This window comes from Dokdonella sp., assembly GCF_039926425.1.
Classification (GTDB): domain Bacteria; phylum Pseudomonadota; class Gammaproteobacteria; order Xanthomonadales; family Rhodanobacteraceae; genus Dokdonella_A.
In genome coordinates this window covers 1-3,690 of the sequence record NZ_JBDSWZ010000291.1, presented here as the reverse complement: position 1 = coordinate 3,690, position 3,690 = coordinate 1, and the positions used below count along the sequence as shown (strand labels likewise).

Sequence of the window (3,690 nt, the reverse complement as noted above, 5' to 3'; positions counted from 1 at the left end):
ACATCGAAATGCGCGCCGATCGGCATGTCGCTGATGTCCTGCGAGAACAGCGCCCAGCGCGACGTATCGAAATACACCCCGTAAGGGGCCGAGTACAGCACGCCACCGTCGAGGCCGACATTGAAGTTTGACGTCGCGATCAGTTTCGCGGTCGGCGATGCGCCGGCAGGGTTGGCGAAGTCCGTGATCTGGCCGTCGGTATTTGCGCTGGTCGCGGTGTGTTCGAACGTGAAGTCGCCGTATTCGTACGCGCCGATGTCGACGGCCGACGACGCTCCCTTCGCGCGGCGTAATCCATCGGCGTCGAGTACAGGAAGCATGTTGAAGATGATGCCGAAGCCGACTGTCGTCGCGTCGGCCGAATCGATGGCCGGCGAATCCGCACTCAGGCGCGGATACGCAGCCGAGACCACTCGGGCATCCGCGGTGATCGAGTGCGCTCCGAGGGCGGTCGGATAGTAGGTCGCGTTGATGAGGTTGTAGTCGTTGGTCATTGCCGGCGCGTGCGCCGGATCGATGTAAAGCCCGGCAACGGCCTGCACCAGGTTGCTCGACATCAGCCCGGTGATCCGCGATGGCGCCGGGGCGCCGCTGTAGGGACCTGCGGAAAGGCCGGTGTCCACACGCGTCACGGTGTTCTGCACGGTCTGTGCACTGATCGTGCCCGCATTGACCAGGTATCGAATGCCGTTCGAATCGAGCGCCCCCGTCCCGACGACGACGTTGCTGTAGGCGCGCGCGTTGAAGGAAATGCCGTTGCTGTCGCCGAGCCCCTCCGAGCCGACGATCGAACCGAACCCGAACGAACCGCGCACCTCGTTGCCAAAAATGCGCGCTGTGCCCCCACTGCCGGTGCCGGCGTAGTCGGCGAGGATGCCAGCGCCCGGCGTCAGGGTGCCATTCACGCACTCCACGTGGTTGAAGTACGCGTCGCCATTGAGGGTGCCGCCATGGGCTGCCAGCGTGATCATTCCCTTGAAGTCGCCGGGTGGAAATCCGACGATACGGTTGTTGTAGACGGTCGCGTTGACCGTGCCGTGTTCGGCCGTGACCAGGATGTAGTTCGACGTGGTCAACACGTTGCGTGTGAGCGTGAGGTTGCGCAGGTCGACATGGGCCGTGCCGACGCCGCGGTAGTTGAAAAACACGTATCCGTCATTGAACGACAGTCCGTTCACCGCCACGGTGCGATCGCCGGAGACTGCGCTGCTGGTGATGCTGAGCGAGTGCCCGGGTCCAAACGCCGGGTGAAAGCCCGCCGCTGGAGTGAGGGTTCGGTCCGCGTCGAACAGACTGACGTCCTCGTTGATGGTCGCCGACGCAATTTCGATTCGGTCCCCGTTCGTGGTGCCATTGACGCAGGCCTGCAGCGTGACGTCGCATGGAGCGGCGCCTGGCCATGTGTAGGTGGTTGCATGTGCAACACCGGCCAGGGCGAACGCCAGGACGGCAAGAGAGGGTCGAACGATGGAGCGCGGCATGGGCGTGACTTCCTGTGGACTCTCGTGCCCCAGCGCAGAAGGGCAGGTGCGGAGGACAGTCAGAAGTTCCTTCTCTTCCATGATGACGTCCGTTGGTCGCCCTCAACGGGACTTCCGTTGCTCGTCCCGGAGGCGGAAGGACCAAACGTCAGTCCCGCAGCGCCTTTGCGGCCGCCCCCAGATCCGGTGGCGCAAAGGTCAGCGCCGCGAGATCCGAGCGCGCCTTGCCGACGGCCTCGCTCGCAGCCGGGGTGCCGTGAACGCAACGCGCACGTTCGACATCGACCCACACGCGGTCGACGCGCCCGCCGGGTCCCGCGGCGGCGAGCTCCGTGTCGGCGGTGTCCATCTGCGCCAACGCCCACGCGCAATCACCGCGTGCGGCCGCGACGCGTGCGGCAACCAAGCGCACCTTGCCGAGGCGCGGATGTCCCGCAGGAAACACTTTCTCTCCCGTTTTCAGCGCCGCACTCGCCTGCGCTTGCGCCTCGTCGAGTCGTCCGAGCTGCCGCAGCACGCTGGCGACGGCCGACTGTGCCATCAGCGTGTCCTGATGCTCGGCGCCCAGCTTGGCTACCAGCAGCGCATGGGCGGATTTGAGTTCCTTCAATGCGTCGGCGCCGCGGCCATGTTCGGCGAGGATGCTGCCGAGGCCGAGCCGCGCAATGCCGACGAGGTAATGGTCGGCGCCGACGGCGGCAATCGTTGTATCGACCGCCGCACGCGCGCTTTTTTCCGCATCGTCATAGCGACCGGCCGCGCGCTGCATCGCGGCGAGATTGTTGAGCATCGTCGCGACGGTGGTGTGATGCTCACCGTACGCGGAGCGGGCAGTCTCCAGCGCTTCGCTCAACCGCGCGATCGCGGTGTCGAGATCGCCTTGCTCGTAGGCGAGCACCGCAAGGGAGTTGAGACCGGTCGCGACCGCCGGATGCTGCCGACCGAGCAGCTTGCGTTGCATCGTCACTGCATCGGTGATCAGCGTCGCCGCGCGATCGCGTTGTCCGAGCCGTCGCAGCGCGCTGCCGAGATTGGACATGCTGTCGGCAATGTCGGGGTGTTCGTCGCCGAGCAGTTCACGCCGTGTCGCGAGCGCCTGTTCGAGCAGCGAGACCGCTGCCTTCGCGTCTCCCTTCTGCAGCAGCACCACGCCGAGATCGTGTTCGATCGTTGCCGTTTGCGTGTGCGTTTCGCCGTGGTGGGCGCGGGCGAGATCGAGTGCTTCCTGCAACGTGGTCGCAGCGCCGGGCACGTCGCCATCACGGAAGCGAATGCCGCCGAGCGACCACAACACGCGCTCGCGCGCTTGTGCATTGCTGTGGCCGACATCGGCGAGCGCCTGCTCGGCGAGCGCGCCGGCTTCCTTCAGCTCGCCGTGTTCGGACAGCACATCGGCCAGCCGCAACTGCACGTCCACTCGCTGCTTCTCCGGAGCAATCGCGAGCGCGTCGCGCAAATCCTTCACGCTGCCGGCGTAGTCGCCCGCAGCCGCGTGCGCCCGCCCGCGTTCGACCAGCGCGCGAGATCGTCGCGGTGCATCGCTGCTGCCCGCGACCGCGCGTTCGGCGAAGCTGGATGCGCGCGGATAGTCACCGAGCTGACGGTATGCGGCCGCAAGTTCGGTCGACAGTTCTGCTTCCAGTTGTGGCTGGCTTGCGAGGGTTTCGCGCAAGCGTGCCGCACCGCGATCGACCAGTTCGCGCGCCGACACCGTACGGCCCTTGCTCTCGTCCGGTGTCACGCCGTTGAACATCGCCAGCACGAAATCGCGCACGCCATCCGCACGCAGCGCTTCGGCACGTGCTGCGCGGGCTTGCCATGCAGTCGCCGCGCTGCCACCGAGGATCGCGAGGACGAACGCTGTCGCAATGGCAATCGCCACGCGGTGGCGGCCGACGAATTTCGCGGCGCGATAGCTGCGTGAGTCCGCGCGCGCACGAATCGGCTCGCCTGCGGTGTGACGGCGCAGCTCCTCGTCGAGTTCCGCTGCGCTCGCATACCGTTCGGCCGGATCGTGGCGCAGGGCCTTGCCGAGAATCAGATCGAGTTCGCCATTGACGCGCCGTCGCAGCGCGCGCGGTTCCTGCGACCGCGCCGCCGCAATCGCTGCCGCCGCCGGCCCGGTCACCGTCGACGATGGTGCGCGCAGGCTGCCGTCGTCGCGCCACTGCGGGCGACTGCCGGTGCACAGTTCGTGCAGCAGCACGCC

Annotated in this window: 2 protein-coding genes; both read right to left on the bottom strand. The window is 66.7% G+C overall.

Annotated elements, in window-relative coordinates:
- Positions 1 to 1,481 (bottom strand): choice-of-anchor Q domain-containing protein (locus tag ABIV12_RS16455; protein WP_348061329.1); only part of this gene is annotated, 1,481 nt, incomplete at its 3' end.
- Between the two features lie 148 nt (positions 1,482 to 1,629).
- A partial coding sequence (locus tag ABIV12_RS16450; protein ID WP_348061327.1) for a tetratricopeptide repeat protein occupies positions 1,630 to 3,690 on the bottom strand: 2,061 nt, incomplete at its 5' end.